A 16,642-nucleotide genomic window follows, 5' to 3' on the forward strand; every position below is an offset into this window, starting at 1 on the left:
GGACTGTGACGCAGTATTCAGGCCGCAGCCAGCCCGGCAGCCCCTTCCCGGGCGCGGTGCGGAAGCGGTTCCGGCTATAATTGGCGGTATTCCTTTTCAGTCTGTGCCCGCTGCCGCAACGGGAAGCTCCCCGTGACGGATCGGGCGCAGGGCCGCGCCTACGGAGACCTCATGTCCTCGCAATACATCTACACCATGAACCGCGTGTCCAAGGTGGTCCCGCCCAAGCGGCAGATCATCAAGGACATCTCGCTGTCGTTCTTCCCGGGCGCGAAGATCGGCCTGCTGGGCCTGAACGGCGCCGGCAAGTCCACCGTGCTGAAGATCATGGCCGGCGTGGACACCGATTTCGAGGGCGAAGCCCGCCCGCAGGCTGGCATCAAGGTCGGCTACCTGGCGCAGGAACCGGAGCTGGACCCGACCAAGACCGTACGTGAAGCGGTCGAGGAAGGCGTGGGCGAAGTGCTGCAGGCGCAGGCTGCGCTGGAAGCGGTGTACGCCGCCTATGCCGAAGAAGGCGCCGACTTCGACGCCCTGGCCAAGGAACAGGAGCGCCTGGAGGCGATCCTCGCCGCAGGCGATGCGCACACCCTGGAAAACCAGCTGGACGTGGCCGCCGATGCGCTGCGCCTGCCGCCGTGGGAGGCCATCGTCGGCAAGCTGTCCGGTGGTGAGAAGCGCCGTGTGGCGCTGTGCCGCCTGCTGCTGCAGAAGCCGGACATGCTGCTGCTCGACGAACCGACCAACCACCTCGACGCCGAGTCGGTGGAATGGCTGGAGCAGTTCCTGGCGCGTTACACCGGCACCGTCGTGGCCGTCACCCATGATCGCTACTTCCTGGACAACGCCGCCGAGTGGATCCTGGAACTTGACCGCGGTCGCGGCATTCCGTGGAAGGGCAACTACACCGACTGGCTGACCCAGAAGGATGAGCGCCTGAAGCAGGAAGACAACCAGGAAAAGGCCCGCCAGAAGGCGATCCAGAAGGAACTGGAGTGGTCGCGCCAGAACGCCAAGGGCGGCCGCACCAAGGGCAAGGCCCGTCTGGCCCGCCTGGAAGAGCTGCAGTCGGTCGATTACCAGAAGCGGAACGAGACCAATGAAATCTTCATCCCGCCGGGCGAGCGCCTGGGCAACGCGGTGATGGAGTTCAAGAACGTCTCCAAGAAGTTCGGCGACCGCCTGCTGTTCGACAACCTGAGCTTCCTGGTGCCGGGCGGCGCCATCGTCGGCATCATCGGCCCCAACGGTGCCGGTAAGTCGACTCTGTTCAAGATGATCACCGGCCAGGAAAAGCCGGACACCGGCGAGATCGTGGTCGGCCCGACCGTGCAGCTGTCCTATGTCGACCAGAGCCGTGATGCGCTGGAAGGCAACCACAGCGTGTTCCAGGAAATCGCTGGCGGCCTGGACATCCTCAACATCAACGGCATCGAGATCCAGTCGCGCGCCTACATCGGCCGCTTCAACTTCAAGGGCCAGGACCAGCAGAAGATGGTCGGTTCGCTGTCCGGTGGTGAGCGTGGCCGCCTGCACATGGCCAAGACCCTGCTGCAGGGTGGCAACGTGCTGCTGCTCGACGAACCGTCCAACGATCTGGATATCGAAACCCTGCGTGCGCTGGAAGATGCGCTGCTGGAGTTCCCGGGCAACACCTTCGTCATCTCGCATGATCGCTGGTTCCTGGATCGCATCGCGACCCACATCCTGGCGTTCGAAGGCGACTCGCACGTGGAGTTCTTCCAGGGCAACTACCGCGAGTACGAAGAAGACAAGCGCCGCCGCATGGGCGACGACGCGGCGCCGAAGCGCCTGCGCTTCAAGGCGCTGAAGTAAGGCAACCGGAAAGGCCGCGCTCGCGCGGCCTTTCTCATTTCGGTAGGTCACCACCGTTGGTGGTGGCGCTTTGAAGCGTACCGACCAACGGTCGGTACCCACGTTCTGCATTCGGGTAGGTCACGACCGTTGGTCGTGACACCTTATTGTCGCGAGATTCCCCATGTCACTGCTCGAACGCCTGTTCCAGCTGCAGCAGCACGGCACCACCGTGCGCACCGAGCTGCTGGCCGGTGTCACCACCTTCCTGACGATGTCCTACATCGTCTTCGTCAATCCCGAGATCCTCGGCACCACCGGCATGGACGCCGGCGCGGTGTTCGTGGCCACCTGCCTGGCCGCTGCACTGGGTTCGGCGGTGATGGCGCTGGCCGCCAATTTCCCGGTCGGCATGGCTCCGGGCATGGGCCTGAACGCGTTCTTCGCCTTCACCGTGGTCGGTGCCGCTGGCCTGCCCTGGCAGCAGGCACTGGGTGCGGTGTTCATCTCCGGCCTGGTGTTCCTGGTGCTGTCGCTGACCGGCGTGCGTGCGTGGCTGGTGTCGGGCATTCCTTCGTCGCTGCGCTCGGCCATCGTGGCCGGCATCGGCCTGTTCCTGGCGATCATTGCGCTGCAGAAATCCGGCGTGATCGTCGGCAATGAAGACACGCTGGTGGCATTGGGCCCGTTGAACACGGCACCGCCGCTGCTGGCGCTGGCCGGCTTCCTCCTGATCGCGGTGCTGGAAGCGCGCCGCATCCGCGGTGCGATCCTGATCGGCATCCTGGCGGTGACCGGCGCTGGCTGGGCACTGGGCGACGTGCAGTACCAGGGCCTGGTGTCGCTGCCGCCGAGCCTGGCACCCACCTTCCTGCAGCTGGACCTGCCGGGCCTGCTGCACCATGACGGCGGCGCGCCGATCGCGGTGCTGCTGCAGGTGGTGCTGGTTTTCGTGCTGGTGGAAGTGTTCGATGCCACCGGCACGCTGTACGGCGTGGTCGGCCGAGCCGGCCTGCTGAAGCAGCCGGGCGCGCAGAAGCGCTTCGGCCGTGCGCTGCTGGCCGACAGCACCGCGATCGTGGCCGGTTCGATGCTCGGCACCAGCAGCACCACGGCCTTCGCCGAAAGCGCCTCGGGCGTGCAGGTGGGCGGCCGCACTGGCCTGACCGCGCTGGTGGTGTCGGCGCTGTTCCTGGCTGCACTGCTGTTCTCGCCGCTTGCGGCGATGGTGCCCAGCTATGCCACCGCGCCGGCGCTGCTGTTCGTGGCTGGCCTGATGCTGCGTGAACTGGTGGAAGTGGACTGGAGCGACCTGACCGAATCGGTGCCGGCCGCGCTGTGTGCGCTGGCGATGCCGTTCACCTATTCGATCGCCAATGGCCTGGCGTTCGGCTTCATCGCCTATGCCGCGCTGAAGGCCGGCACCGGCCGCTGGCGCGAAGTGCATCCGGCGGTGTGGCTGGTGGCGGTGCTGTTTACCCTGCGCTACGCATTGGAGTAAGCGTTGGGCGGTGCCGGCCAGCGGCCGGCACTACCGGGCGGTGGTTCACCTGCCGCGCACGGTGCTTTGGGATGATGCGGGCATGCCACCGCCAGTCCTTCCTGCTGATCCGTCCTCGCCGTTGCGCCGCCGGCTGCTGCGTGCGGCAGTACTGGCGCCGTTGGCCGGTACGCTCGCCACCCTGCCCGGCTGCTCGCTGCCGGTGCAGGTGGATGGCTCCTTCCTGCAGCCCTGGCGCAGCCACCTGCAGTGGGGCCTGGCCGACTGGCAGCGATCCTTGAAGCTTGCACGTACGCTGGGCTGCAGGCAGCTGGTGCTGCAATGGACCGGCATCGTCGGTGGCAGTGACGGCGACTGGTCATTGCCCGACGGCAGCCTGCAGCAGCTGTTCACCGCTGCCAGCGAGAACGACATCCGCATCCGCGTCGGCCTGCCCTTCCAGCAACGCTGGTGGCAGGCCATCGGCGCAGACGATGCCACGCTGCAGGCCTTCCTGGCCGAGAGCCTGGGGCATGCACGCAGCTGGTTGGCACAGGCGCCCTGGGCGCAGCAGCCGGCCTTCGGGGGCTGGTACCTGCCCTACGAGCTAGAGCAGTACCACTGGGCCGATCCGGCCCGCCAGCACTGGCTGGCGCAGTGGCTGCACGGGCTGGTGCAGGCGGCCAGCGCACGCGGTGGTGACTGCGCGATGTCCTGCTACTTCAGCCGCCTGCAGACCGATGGCAGCCTGGTCACGTTGTGGCAGGCCGTGCTGGCCCAAGCGGCGGTGCGGCCGATGGTGCAGGACGGTGTGGGTGTAGCCGGTGCCGGCAACGTGCAGCAGCTGCAACCGCTGCTCGATCATTTCCATGCACATGGCATTGGTTTCGATGCGATCGTTGAACTGTTCCGCGAACTGCCCGGCGGCCCTGCCGACGGCAGCGGATTCAAGGGCGAAACCGCCGATGCCGCACGCATCCAGCGGCAGTTGGCATGGGCACGCGACAGCGGCGCGCAACACGTGCTGGTCTATGCACTGGAGCCGTGGCTGACCCAGGACACCCCGCAGGCCGCAGCACTGCGGCGACGTTGGGGTCTGCCTCAGTAATAGAGGATGGCGGTGGCGAACAGACCTTTGGCGCGTTGCGTATCACCGCCGCCGATGGCGATGCGGTACTGCACGGTCAGGTCCAGGTAGGAACGTGGAGCGTTGTAGTGGTCCTCGCGGAACCAGTAGCGCACGCCCACGCCCGGGCCCGCACCGAGTGACCAGCTGCGCTGGCTGTCGTTGAGCGCGAACGACTGCGACGGCAACAGCGGGTAGCGGAGGTCGCGCACGCGCGAGCGCTGGTCCAGCCAGTCCGCTCCCACCACCACGTACGGCGTGACCACCCAGTGGGTCTGCCCTGCACCGAAGCGGAAGCTTCGCCCGGCGCGCAGTTCACCGGCAGCGAACCACTGTTCGCGATGCAGGCGGCCATTGGCCTCGCCAAGGCGCCGCACCGGTGTGCCGTTGGCATCGAGCGCGTCAAGGGTGAAGCTGGCACTGTTGTCGTCCCAGGTATAGCCGCCCTGCGCGTAACCGCTGACCATCCACCACTGGCTCACGTCGGTGCGCAGATCGGTGCCATGGTAGTAGCCGTAGGTGAGGTAGGACATCCATCCACCGGAACCACTGGCCAACCGATAGCGCGCCAGCGTACTGGCTTCCAGTGGTGGGTTCAGCGCCAGCTGCAGGCGGCATTGCACTGCTGCCGATTCGGGGTAGACCTCGCCCTGGCGGGTGGCGCTGCCGAGGAACTGCCTGCGCTCGATACCGGCACTGAGCCCGGTCTGGCCGAACGCATAGCGCATGCCGAAGGACGCGATGGTGGATGGCCAACCCGTGGTCGAACGCGAGTGGCTCAGGCGCTCGGCGCGTACGCGCGCATCCGGTGTCGATTCACCCGTGCAGGGATCCACCGCACGGATCGATTCGTAGGTACCGCCCTCGTCGTACAGCGTGTTGAGCAGGCGTGCGTAGAGTTCCAGCGTGCCATGCTGGTCGTTGAAGGCCGGGGGCCGCCAGAACGCCTCCAGCGTACTGAACACCGAATCGCCTGGCGTGCTGATCGCCGCACCGCCGACGTTGGTCGCCGCCTGGCGCGCACCACGGAATCCCGCCGATGCGATCACGCCCCACTCGCGCGAGTAGTTGGCGATGGCATTGCGAACGTTGTAGCGCTGGTGCTCATCCAGTTGCAGGTCACCCGCGTCGGCACGGTCGATGGCGGTGCGCAGCAGCGATGCCGCCTGGGGGGTGTTGCCGTTGGCGGCGCTGGCGTAGGCCTGGTCGAGCACCACGCTTTTCGGTGCCCTGCCGGTGGCCTCAGCGGCACGGAAGTCGGCCAGCGCGCGCGCCGGCTCGCGTGCCTTCTGGTTGAGGTAGCCGCGCTGCATCAGCGCGCCCGCATCATCAGGGTGCTGCGCCAGTGCCGCATCCAGGCGCTGCCGCGCTTCGTCCTGCTGGACGCGGTTGCCCGCTGCCAGCGTGGTGGTCAGCAGGCCCTGCAGGTTCGCGTCCTCCGGTGCGAGTTGTACGGCCTTCCGTGCCTCACCGATGGCGTCAGCGTAGTCCCGGCGTGCGTAGGCAGCGTAGGCACGCTGCGCGGCACCGCCATCCCCCTGAAGGTCGGCCGGCATCAGCTCGCAGACGTTGCTGCTGTCACCGGACTGGCAGTGCTGGACCGGTGCCGGGTAGGCCTCGGCGCTGATGCGGGGAAGCGCGCGACTGGATCGAATCGCCTTGGCGCGCTGCTCGATGCCCTGCTGCAACAGCAGCTGTGTCCGTGCGTCTCTCTCATCTGCTGACACTGGCGCCTGCAACGGTGCCAGCAGTGCAGCCGCACGCACCCGATCGCCGGCAGCCAGTGCCGCATCCACCGCCAGCAGGCGCACGTTGCGCTGCTGCGCGGTTGATCCCGGCGTGGCAAGCGCGGCGTCGAAATCCTCATTGGCCCGCAACGTGCTGCCCTGGCGCTGGCGCAGGTAACCGCGCATGACCCGTGCATTGAGGTCGTTGGCATCTACCTGCAATGCCTGATCAGCACTGTGCTCAGCGTCGGCCAGCTGATCGCCCTGCAGCTGCGCGGTGATCAGCAGCAACCGGTATGAAGCCACCTCCGGTGCCAGCTTCACGGCGTCGCGCGCATGTCCAATGGCCGCGGCATCATCACCTGCGGACAGCGATCGATAGGCTTGCTGGGCCAGCAGCAGCGCGCGTTGGCGCGTCAGCACCACGCGGCGCGCGCGCAGTTCCTCGACGTTGGGTGCCCCCAGCTGCAGCGCGGTGCTGATGGCGACGTCGGCCTGTTCGGGCTGTTGCTGAGCCTCCAGCGCCGCCACCCACAGCAGGGCCCATGCGCCCTGCTTCGGCTGCTGCCGGAACGCCTGCTCGGCCTTGCTGGCGGCAATGCCCATCTGCCCGGCGTCGTAGGCCGCATAGGCTTCGGTTGCCAGCAGGTAGGCCTGCCGGCTGTTGCGGTCGGCCGCCGTGGCGGACGCACGTGGCAACGCTGCGCTACGCGCCGCACCTGTGGTCGTCTTGGGCACAGCGGCGGCCAGCGCCGGCAAGGCCGGATCCTTCATCCCCGCGTCCAGCGCACGGCGCGCCCGCTGCTGCGCTTCTGCGCCACGACCGAGCTTCTGCAGCGCATAGATCTGCAGCAGGCGCAGCCGCACCACATCCGGGCGCAGCCGGATCGCTTCACTGGACTGCTGGTAGGCCGCGGGGTAATCGCCACGTTCATAGGCGGCAAACGCCTGCTCGGCGATGCGGTAGGCCGCACCGGACAATGGCAGCGGCGCATCGGCCTGTGCCAGTACCGGTGCGGTGGCTGTAGCCAGCGCGACAGCAATGACGGTGGACAGCAGCGTGGTCTTCATGCCGGCAAGGCTCCGGGAGGCGGCGACTGCAGCGTGGCCGCACGCCGGCGCTGTTCCTGCATGGCCTGGGCCACGGCCTCCTCGGTGGTGATGCCCTGCTTCACCAGGTAATCGCCGATGCGGCCGTCGCGCTGCGGCTTGTAGTCGTCCAGTGCGATCTCGAAGCGTGCGTGATCGATCAGGCGCATTTCCACCAGCAGGTCGCCCAGCAGTGGCACGTTGTCCAGGTGCCACTGCCGGTCGCCACCGATCAGGCGCAGTCCCGCGTTGATCTCGCTTTCGCGGGCGATGCTCTGTTCAATGTGCTCGCTGCGGGTTTCCTGCTTCAGCAGTGCCAATGCCTCTTCGGGCAATGGGCTGGCCACGGCCAGCCGCAGGGTACCTTCCTGACGCGGCGGCAGCGGCAGCATCCGCCATTGCACGCAGGCATCGGCACTGACCGGGAACTGGCAGGCACGCAGGTAATCCACGTCGATCACCGCGCGTGGCAGGTCACCCTGGAAGGCGATCGCCTCGGCCAGTGTTTCATCGTCCAGCCAGCCCTGGGTAAGCAGGATGCGGCCCAACGGCTGCTGCCGGCCGGCATGCTGCTGGTCCAGCGCCTGCTGCAGGCGTTCGGGTTCAACGGCCTGCCAGGTGCCCAGCAGTTCGCCCAGCTGCTTGCGGGTCTGTACCAGCTGCGCCGCATCCGGGAAATCGTGCATGGTCTTGTCCCAGACCATGCGCTTGCCGAACAGCAGGTAGGCCAGGAACACCTTCCAGGCACGCGCGGTGGCCATGAAATTGATCATGTTGCCGACCACCATGCGCGGGATCGACATCAGCGCATGTTCCCAGCCATACAGCCGGTTGACGAAGTAGAAGCGCTGCACGACGCGGGTCGCCAGTGCAGCCGTGGTCAGCAGCGCCACGTTCATCTGCCAGGTACCGGGCTGGAACACGCTGGGAAACTGCATCGTCCATACCCCGGTCATTTTCAGCAGCCAGAACAACAGCAGCTGCAGGAAGATGACGTAGGCGATGATGCTGACGAACGAGGTGATGATGCCCTTGCGGTCTCGCGCCAGCAGGTATTTGGTGGCCAGCGAGCCGCGCCAGCCCAGCGACTCCCAGCTCTGCAGGCCGATGCCCAGCACCCAGCGTGCCTTCTGCCGGTAGGAAGCGCGGAAGTTGTCGGGGAAGTACTCGCGCACGCACAGGGCCATCTGCTGGGTGCGTTCGCGCACCGGGCCCCAGCCGAACCACGAGGGCCGGCGCACGCGGAACTGCACCGGGAAGCGCGCGAAGATCGACTGCATGCCCATCGCCGCCAGTCGTGCACCGACGTCGTAGTCCTCGGTGAGGCTGTCGGTGTTGAAGGGCTGGTTGTCGGTCTGTGCACTCAACGCCAGCAGCGCGCGTCGCGAGAAGCAGGTACCGACGCCCGCCGAGGGCACCATGCCGGACACGCTCTCGCGCACCACCAGATCCTTGGCATGCCATTCGGCGAACTCGTCCATGTAAACGCCGGCCACCAGCTCGTACCACTCGCGGTCCAGCGAGGTGACCGGCAGCTGGATCATGTCCTTGCGTGGCAGCAGGTAGTTGTAGAAGTGCAGCTCCATCGGGTGCAGCACGTCCTCGCTGTCGTGCAGGATCACACCGGCGAACTCGATTTCGTGGCGCTTCTCGTAATCGAAGATGGCCAGGATCAGCCAGTTCAGGCAGTCGGCCTTGCTGGTCGGCCCATCATGCGGCACCTCCACCCGGCGCAGGCGCTTGTAGCGGCGGCGCATGCGCTCCACTTCATCGATGGTCTGCTGGTCGTTGGGATAGGTGCCGACGAACACGACGTACTCGCGGTAGTCGAGTACGTTGATCATGTTCTCGACCATCTGCGCGATGACGTCGTACTCCATCCACGCCGGCACCATGATCGCCAGCGGCTGCTCCGGTCGCTGCAGCAGGTCTTCCTGGGTCAACGGCTTGTAGGCATCGCGACGCTTGATGGTGAGCGCGCGCCAGCTTTCGCGCACCCAGTACCAGACATCGATGAACAGGTCATCGAGGCTGGAGATCAGGATCAGCACGGCCACCGCCGCCGCCGTGGTTTCCAGTGCGGCGTAGTAGTTGGCCAGCTGGATGTTCCAGAACAGACCGTCCACGGTGGATCAGTGCCCTGTGTTGGCGGACTTGCGGCGGCGCACCTGGGTGACGCGGGCAGCCAGCAGCGCGAACACGATCACGCCGACCAGCAGCAGCAACCAGACCATGTGCCGTTCCCACTTCGATTGCGGATTGCCGTCCTCGGCAACGCGGCTCCCATAGGGGTCCTGGCGGTCGAACTCACGGACGGCATCACTGCCGTCGAGCACGGCGAGATCACCACGCAGCAACCGGAACGGCGCGCCGAACGACGGTGCCTGCGCACCCAGGTCGCTGTACAACACGCCGAGCTGGCCGCCGGAGGTGCCGACCTGCACCACCGCGGCGCGGTCCAGGCCGCTGACATCCAGCAGCGGCTGCGGCGTGCCGCCGATCAGCAGGTGGCCGTCCTTCAGGCCGGCCACATCGACACCGGCCGGTGCCACGCCGAACGCCAGCCACGGCGCTCCCGGACTGACCGCGGCACCGGCGTCGACCACCTTCAGTTCCGAGGCCTCCGGTGATGCACCCACTGCACTGGCGATGGCGATGACCTTGGCAAGCGAGGTCGGCGCGTCCTGCAGCCAGGTGCCGGGCACGAATACCTGGCTGCCGCGCGAGAGCTGGCTGCTGGCACCGACGAAGTCACTGCCGAGCGAACGCTTGGCCAGGGTCAGGTGGCTGCTGGGCAGGATCGAGACCGGATAGCCAGTGGCCGGATCGTGGCAGTACGGGCGTGCCGGCTGGCGCAGGAAGCTGACGCGGATCTCGTTGCGCGCCGACAGTGCATAGGCCGGCACCTTGGCCACCAGCCGCTGCGGCTGGCCATTGGCGGCCAGCACCTTCCCACCCAGCAGGTAGTCATTGAAATAGATCGTGGCTACCGCGCCCTGCCCGGCCGCGTTCGGCGCCGCAGAGACATCGATCACCACCTGCTCGGGCAGGCGGCCATCGGCCGACAACGCACCGAGGTCGAAGGTGGCGCTGCGATCGGCGCGGGTGACCACGTCCATCGTGCCTGCGATGTTGCCGAGCCGACTCAGCAGCACCTGGTCGCCGTCGAGCTTCGGCATGCCGGCCGCGGTGACCTGCAGGCTGCGGCCCAGCGCATAGCTGCGCCACTGATCGGCGAACAACCCGGCGACCTTGCCGGCCGCCGCCGGATCGACCACCAGCGTCGGACGGCCGGCAACGGCGACCACGCTGACCGAGCCATTGTCTGCGGGATTTTCCAGGCCGCCCATGCCAGTACCGCGCCACGCGGCGAACGCCGTGCCCGCATCAGTGCCAGTGGCGCCGACCTGCGCACCGAGCGCGTCCAGCGCCGCGCGTACTCCAGCCCTCAGCGCATCGCTGCCGATCATCACATCGGCAGCCAACGGCCCACTGTCACGCAGCGACAGCAGCGCGCCGACTTCGGCCAGATCCTTCAGCACATACGCGCGCTCGCCCGACGCCAGCGCAGCATAGGCCGGCACGCCCTGCAGGCTGGCCGGGATGCTGATGCCGGTCAGGTCAACACTGTCACCAACCTTGGGCAGCGCGACCACCTGCACCTGCTTGCCACCGGCCTGCAGCGCGGTACCGATGCGCCAGGCGGCATCATAGACAGGCGCCTGCAGACCCCTGCCATCCACCAGCAGGCGCACCCGTGGCGGCAGCGCGCCCCAGGCCTTGGCCACGGTGTCCACGGCGCGGCCGTCGAAGCGGTAGCTGAAACGCGAATCCGGCGACAACCGCAGCACGTTGGCCGGTGCGCTCTGGTCGGCGCACCGGTAATCGGAAACGATCGACCACCAGCCGACGCCGACCCTCACGAAACCGTTCTGGCGCGGTTCGCCATCGATGGCCAGCAGCTGGCTGGCATCACCCTGCGCATCGGTGATCGAACGCGCGGCGATCGGGTCGCCGTCGACCGACCACAAACCGGAAGTGCGCCCAGCGTGGCCGCGCACATAGCGCCCGTCCAGCTGCAGCTGCGCGTCGCGGGTGGCGACACCGGCCGGCACCGGCAGGTAAATCTCTCGCTGGCTTTCCTGCCCGCTCAATACCAGCGGCTGGCGGAAGCCGAGTTCGCGCAGGCTCATCTGCCGGTTCACCGTACTGTCGCCGCTCCATTCGGCGAACTGGCCGGCAACGCTGTCGGCGGCATGGGCACTGGCGACCACGCCCGAGAGGACGAACGCGGCAGCGGAAGCAAACAAGGGAGAGCGGCCGGTCTGGGTCATGGCATCACTTCATGCGGATGAGGGTGGTTGGCAGCGCCACCGTGGACGACGGGTGAGAACTCGGGCAGTGGTTGCCCACGCAAGGCGGCGACGATGCGCACACTGGCGCGACCATCGCCGTAGGGACTGGCATCGGGGTCGAAGTGGGTCGGCTGCGGTGGCTGTGCCAGCGCGGCGTTGACCGCCTCGACGATGCGCGAAGGGGTGGTGCCGACCAGCGTCACCACACCCGCCTCGACCGCCTCCGGACGCTCGGTGACATCGCGCATCACCAGAACGGGCTTGGCCAGCGCCGGCGCTTCTTCCTGCACGCCACCGGAATCGGTGAGGATCACGTCGGCGCGCTGCATCAGGCGCACGAAGCGCAGGTAGTCCTGCGGCGGCACCAGGTGCACGTTGTCGAGGTGGCCGAGGTGGGCGTTGACCGGGCCCTGTACATTCGGGTTGAGGTGCACCGGGTAAAGCACCTGCAGGTCCGTGCGTCGCACCAGCTCGGCCAGTGCGCGGCAGATGTCCTCGAAACCCTGGCCGAAGCTCTCGCGGCGGTGGCCGGTGACCAGCAGCAGGCGCCGCCGCGGGTCGAGCATGTGGAAGGGCGCGTCGGCCTGCGCGCGCAGCGCCGGGTCGGCATCCAGCCGCTGTACGGTCTGCTGCAGGGCATCGATGACGGTGTTGCCGGTGACCAGGATCTGCCCGCCCAGGTGTTCGCGGGCCAGGTTGGCGCGCGAGCTGGCGGTGGGCGCATACAGCTGGTGGCCGACCACGTCGATCACCCGCCGGTTCATTTCCTCCGGCCATGGCCGGTTGATGTCACCGGTGCGCAGGCCGGCCTCGACGTGGCCGATTGGAATGCGGTGATGAAACGCAGCCAGCGCGGCGGTCATCGCCGTGGTGGTATCACCATGCACCAGCACGCGGTCCGGGCGAACCTGTGTGTAGAGCGCGTCAAGCCGTTCGAACAGCCTGGCGCACAGGCCGTTGAGGGTCTGGTTGGGCACCATGACATCGAGGTCATGGTCGGCGGTGATCTCGAACAGCGACATCACCTGGTCGAGCATCGCCCGGTGCTGGCCGGTGATGCAGACCACCGACTCGATGTCGGCCGCTTTGCCCAGTGCGCGCACCAGCGGCCCCATCTTGATCGCCTCCGGCCGTGTACCGAACACGGACAGGACCTTCACCGCAGCACTCCTGAAGGACGGCGCGGGGGGATGCAGGCAGCTGTAGCCACGTCTGGATCCTTTCGGCGTTCCCGTCCAATACCCGTGGGCAGGAGACGGTCACCTCATGAGGAAACTCCAAATTCGCGACATACATCACATTCATGTGGTTGTACGTGCGTCGTGGCACTGATCTTCATCGTTGGAAGATCAAGACGCAGTCAACGCCACCTGCGGAACAGGTGACGTTGCGGTGGAACGCAGCGGTGGCGGCGGCCTGCGGCCGCCTTACTCGTACTGGATGGTGAAGGTCGCCTGGCCGTTTGCGACACCAGCGCCGACGGTACCGGCCTGGGTCTGCACATAGCGGGCACGCAGCGGCAGCGCCATGACACTGGTACCCGGCACGGTAGTGCCTACGTTGACGGTCTGGCCGAAGCGCACTTCGCGCTCGGTGCTGCCATCGCGCTGGACCATCTGGATGCCGATGCGGGTGGCGCTGTTGGTGGCCGCGCTCAGCTTCAGCACGCCGGGCATGTTCGAGCTGTCCTGGTCGGCGTCGAGGCGGATGCCGATCTTGCTCTGGTAGGCAGCAACGTTGCTGCCCTGGCAGTTCAGGCGGATCTCGAAATCACGATCGACCGCACGCGAACCAACGCCGGTGAACGTGGTGTTGGGCACGCTGCCGAAATCAACGGCGATGTTGCGGCTGCCGGCCTGCACTTCGCAGGTCGGGCTGACCACGGTAGTACCCGAGCCCCTGAAGGTGGAGGTCAGCACCGGGCGGCTGGGGCCATCACCATCGAAGTAGTAGGTGGTGAAGCGACCGTTCGGTGCAATCACGCCCGAACCGGTCTGCGCGGCGGTTTTGATCAGCTGGATGCGGAACTGGCCACCGATCAGCGAGATCGTGGAGTTGGCCGCGAAATTGATGGTATGTGGGTAATAGGCCTGGATCGCGCCGGAGTCGCGGAACAGGCGGATGCCCACACCGGCCACGCCGGTCTCATAGACGTTGGCAAAGCCAGCCACCGGTCGCTTCTGCGGCGCGTTGACGTACTCGCCTGTCGAGTAGCCGCTATACCAGTAGTCACAGCGGGCAACGCTGTTCTGCTGGTTGATCGGCACGCTGATTTCCTTGATCACGCCGCCCACGGGCGTACTGGGCAGGATCACGATCTGACCCATGTCCATCTGCACGTCCTGCGCAACGAAACCGTTGACCTGGATGCGGCAGGCCGCACTGGCCTGCTGCGCCAGCAGCACGCCACCCAGCAGGGCCAACGCGGCCAGTGCCTTGCGGCCACGGGAAGAAATCATCGGCATGCTGCCTCCAGCGGGATGAAGCCGGTCTTGGACGCATCGGCGCCCTCCGGTACCTGGTAATCAATGGTGCAGCGCTGGTCGGCACCTGCGCCCCACTCGACCTGCAACTGGCCCTGGTTCTTCTCGCTGCGCACGTACAGGCGGCCACCCTGGCTGACCATGCCCACCGGCTGGCCCTGCTCGTCCTTGACCTGCGCGCCGAACGGCAGCGTGCGGCCATCGGTGTTGCGGACCTGGATCAGCAGCGCGTTGCCCTTGCGGGTATCGAAGCGCAGGTAGCTGATCGCACCGGCGAACGGCGCCACCGACTGGCTGGTGCTTTCCAGTTCGACGTCGTGGGCCATGCCCTGCGGGTCGAGGGTGACGGTGTTGAGGCGGTACGGCGACACGTACGGGACCACGGCGTAGCCGCGGCCATCGACACGCAGGCCGGGGGCATTGCTGACGATCGCATCGCGTGCGCCCGGTGCTTCCACCAGCACCATGGTATCGCCACGCTGCGGGGTGAAGGTGAAGCCGCCCGGATGCACGACCACGCTGCCGTTGGCGCCGACCGAGGCCTGGCGGAAATCGCGCGAGTGGCTGTAGGTGGCATTCAACGCGGTGTAACGGCTGCGGTACTCGGCGTTGCCGACTGCGGTGGTGCCGCCCTCGCGGGAATCGGACAGCGCAGCGCCATAGCTGAAGTTGTTGTCGACGCCGGCCGAACCGGTGATGCCGACGCGGCTGTTGTCGTAGCCACCGCGGTCGCGCACGCCGACATCGGCGCTGAACGACACCGGGTGGGTACCACGGCCCAGCGGCACGCTCATCGACAGCAGGTACTGGGTATCGGAACGGCCGAGCACGCCTTCTTCGGTACGCAGCGCCGAGAAGCCGTAGTTCACCGAGCGCCAGGCGTTGTTGTAGCCCACCTGGTACTGCTTGGAGGTGCCGGGACGATCGTAGAAGTCACGCACCGAACCGGTCACGTACAGTGCGCCGCCACGACGGCCCAACGGCTGGTTCAGCGTCACCTGGAACTGGCTGCGCTGGCGGCCGCGGGTGGTCGGATCGATGCCGCGCTTGTCCGAGTCGCGCCCATACAGCGCGTCCTGCAGGCTGTAGAAGCCTTCGGTCGAATAGCGGTAAGCGGCCAGGGTCAGGTTGGTCCCGGTCTCGCCGATCATGTTGCTGTAGCTCAAGCGCACGCTGGCACCGGTGTGGTTGCCGTAGTGGTCGAACGTCGTGCGGGCGTGGGTGACGTCGGCGGCGAACGCGCCGACCGGCGTGGACAGGCCGACGCCGTACAGCAGCGACAGGTAGCCATCGCTCAGTGCACTGCCGCCGTACAGGGTCAGCTGATTGCCGATACCGCGCTGGTAGGTACCCTGCACCAGCCACGGCTCATCGGCCAGCAGCTTGTTGCGCACCTGGCCGGCCGTCAGCGAGTAACGCGACACGCCTTCGCGCAGCATCTGCGGCACCGAACCGAACGGCACCTTGAATTCGCGGCGGCGGCCATCGGCCTCGATCACGCTCACTTCCAGGTCGCCGCCGTAGCCGGTCGGGTACAGATCGTCGATGACGAAGCTGCCCGGCGACACGGTGGAGGAGTAGATCAGCTGCTGGTTCTGGCGCACTTCAACGCGTGCGTTGGTTTCGGCGATGCCGCGCACGACCGGCGCATAACCGCGCAGCGAGTCGGGCAGCATGCGGTCATCGCTGGCCAGGCTGGCGCCGCGATAGCCGATCGAATCGAACAGTTCACCGGTGGTGTAGGCCTCACCGATGGTGAGCATGCCGCGCACCTGCGGGATACCGCGCTGTGCGTAGGTGGCGATGCTCTGCCAATGGCGGCCGTCACCCTCGGACCAGGTCAGGTTCGAGTCGTGGCGGAACTGCCAGCCGCCCAGGTTCAGGCCGGCATTGAGGCCGAGGTAGGCACTGCGGTTGCGCTGGCCACCTTCGACGCGGCTGTCGCTGTTGATCGCATTGAAGCTGTAGCCGACGAAGCCGGCATTGATGCCACGGTCCCACAGTGCCGGATTGACGTAGCCGCGCGCCTCGCGGCGCAGGAACACCTGCGGGATGCTCAGGTCGTAGCGCAGGTTGCCGCTGTCATAGATGCCGTAGGCGTTGCTCATGCGCTGCTGCACAGGCACGCAGCTGGTCTTGTCGGCCGGCACGGACGGGTCCTGCTGCAGCAGCACGGCCTCGCTGTCCACGCCCATTTCTTCCAGCATCGGCAGCGGCAGGCAGGCGTCCACGCGGCCCTGTGCATCGGCCTTGAACTGCAGGTCGCGACGGCCCTGCCAGGCACCGTTGACGTAGACGTCGACGCGATAGGTGCCGGCCACCATCGGGTTGCCATTGGTGAACGCTGCCAGGTCGACCTGCTTGGCCTGGCCGGACAGGAAGCTGGAGTTGAACTGGGCCGACTCCGGTGCACGCGCATTGGCCGCACCACTCTGCGCCATCAGCGCCTGTTCGCCGAGATTGGCCGGGGCAGCCAGCGCCCATCCTGGGCAGGCCACGCCAGCAACCAACAGGCAAAGCGCCTGATGGATCGACAATGTCAATCTGTTTCCGATCACACTGACATT

At 67.0% G+C, this 16,642-nt stretch carries 9 protein-coding genes; 3 read left to right on the forward strand and 6 right to left on the reverse strand.

Translation table 11 applies throughout. The features are described 5' to 3' along the window. The first annotated feature begins 171 nt into the window (after positions 1–171). The 3 genes from ettA (at position 172) to AC0Z6F_RS06280 (ending at position 4,403) form a co-directional block, all read left to right on the forward strand. A complete protein-coding gene (gene ettA, locus AC0Z6F_RS06270) occupies positions 172–1,836 on the forward strand; it encodes an energy-dependent translational throttle protein EttA (RefSeq protein WP_004143079.1) in 1,665 nt (554 codons plus the stop codon). A 163-nt stretch (positions 1,837–1,999) separates the two neighbouring features. Next, the gene (locus tag AC0Z6F_RS06275; RefSeq protein WP_485617256.1) at positions 2,000–3,316 is read left to right on the forward strand and encodes an NCS2 family permease; all 1,317 of its coding nucleotides are present in this window, start codon (positions 2,000–2,002) and stop codon (positions 3,314–3,316) included. A gap of 82 nt (positions 3,317–3,398) precedes the next feature. Beyond that, complete coding sequence (locus tag AC0Z6F_RS06280; RefSeq protein ID WP_100468339.1) at positions 3,399–4,403, forward strand: DUF4434 domain-containing protein; 1,005 nt, start codon at positions 3,399–3,401, stop codon at positions 4,401–4,403. Here AC0Z6F_RS06280 and AC0Z6F_RS06285 read toward each other — a convergent pair. The 6 genes from AC0Z6F_RS06285 to AC0Z6F_RS06310 form a co-directional block, all read right to left on the reverse strand. Beyond that, positions 4,397–7,219 carry an NfrA family protein gene (locus AC0Z6F_RS06285; protein WP_485617255.1) on the reverse strand — a complete coding sequence of 941 codons (2,823 nt, stop codon included), beginning with the start codon at positions 7,217–7,219 and terminating at the stop codon, positions 4,397–4,399. The genes AC0Z6F_RS06280 and AC0Z6F_RS06285 overlap by 7 nt on opposite strands. Beyond that, positions 7,216–9,363: a glycosyl transferase family protein gene (locus AC0Z6F_RS06290; protein ID WP_485617254.1), complete on the reverse strand. Its 2,148-nt coding sequence runs from the start codon at positions 9,361–9,363 to the stop codon at positions 7,216–7,218. Before AC0Z6F_RS06290 ends, AC0Z6F_RS06285 begins: the two co-directional genes overlap by 4 nt. 6 nt (positions 9,364–9,369) lie before the next feature. Beyond that, positions 9,370–11,571, reverse strand: a complete 2,202-nt coding sequence (locus AC0Z6F_RS06295; protein ID WP_485617253.1) for a hypothetical protein — start codon at positions 11,569–11,571, stop codon at positions 9,370–9,372. Beyond that, positions 11,568–12,752: a non-hydrolyzing UDP-N-acetylglucosamine 2-epimerase gene (wecB, locus tag AC0Z6F_RS06300; protein ID WP_485617252.1), complete on the reverse strand. Its 1,185-nt coding sequence runs from the start codon at positions 12,750–12,752 to the stop codon at positions 11,568–11,570. Before wecB ends, AC0Z6F_RS06295 begins: the two co-directional genes overlap by 4 nt. Before the next feature lie 267 nt (positions 12,753–13,019). Continuing rightward, positions 13,020–14,057 (reverse strand): fimbrial protein, encoded by a 1,038-nt coding sequence (locus tag AC0Z6F_RS06305; RefSeq protein ID WP_012510025.1) that lies wholly within the window; start codon positions 14,055–14,057, stop codon positions 13,020–13,022. Continuing rightward, complete coding sequence (locus tag AC0Z6F_RS06310; protein ID WP_485617302.1) at positions 14,048–16,612, reverse strand: fimbria/pilus outer membrane usher protein; 2,565 nt, start codon at positions 16,610–16,612, stop codon at positions 14,048–14,050. The genes AC0Z6F_RS06305 and AC0Z6F_RS06310 overlap by 10 nt, the downstream gene beginning before the upstream one ends. Positions 16,613–16,642 lie beyond the last annotated feature (30 nt).

This window comes from Stenotrophomonas sp. 1L-E-5-B-C3, from assembly GCF_057292075.1.

Excerpts from the sequence above, each read along its gene's own strand:
- ettA (WP_004143079.1), top strand. The coding sequence starts at position 172 with ATGTCCTCGCAATACATCTACACCATGAACCGCGTGTCCAAGGTGGTC.
- AC0Z6F_RS06275 (WP_485617256.1), top strand. The coding sequence starts at position 2,000 with ATGTCACTGCTCGAACGCCTGTTCCAGCTGCAGCAGCACGGCACCACC.
- AC0Z6F_RS06280 (WP_100468339.1), top strand. The coding sequence starts at position 3,399 with ATGCCACCGCCAGTCCTTCCTGCTGATCCGTCCTCGCCGTTGCGCCGC.
- AC0Z6F_RS06285 (WP_485617255.1), bottom strand. The coding sequence starts at position 7,219 with ATGAAGACCACGCTGCTGTCCACCGTCATTGCTGTCGCGCTGGCTACA.
- AC0Z6F_RS06295 (WP_485617253.1), bottom strand. The coding sequence starts at position 11,571 with ATGACCCAGACCGGCCGCTCTCCCTTGTTTGCTTCCGCTGCCGCGTTC.
- AC0Z6F_RS06305 (WP_012510025.1), bottom strand. The coding sequence starts at position 14,057 with ATGCCGATGATTTCTTCCCGTGGCCGCAAGGCACTGGCCGCGTTGGCC.